Raw genomic sequence first — 257 nt, forward strand, 5'->3', positions numbered from 1 at the left:
GCTACAGGCTGGGGGAGGTGGGCGGCGGGGTGGTGGTCTACTCCAAGGGCAAGGAACTGGCGCTGGTCGAGATGCCGATCGCCGGCCTGGTGTCCGACGAACGCGCAGAGATCGTCGCGGCGAAGGCGGAGCAGCTCACCGGGGCGATGCGCAAGGTCGGCTGCTCGCTCAACAACGCCTATATGCAGCACTCCCTGCTGGCGCTGGTGGTCATTCCGGAGCTCAGGATCTCGGACGTCGGTCTGGTGGACGTGGGG

Annotated in this window: 1 protein-coding gene; it reads left to right on the plus strand. The window is 67.3% G+C overall.

All coding sequences use genetic code 11. The features are described from left to right. On the plus strand, positions 1–257 hold a 257-nt coding region (locus tag KVT37_RS32410; protein WP_306797045.1), incomplete at both ends, for an adenine deaminase C-terminal domain-containing protein.

This window comes from Mesorhizobium sp. GbtcB19 (assembly GCF_019091085.1).
Lineage (GTDB): Bacteria > Pseudomonadota > Alphaproteobacteria > Rhizobiales > Rhizobiaceae > Mesorhizobium.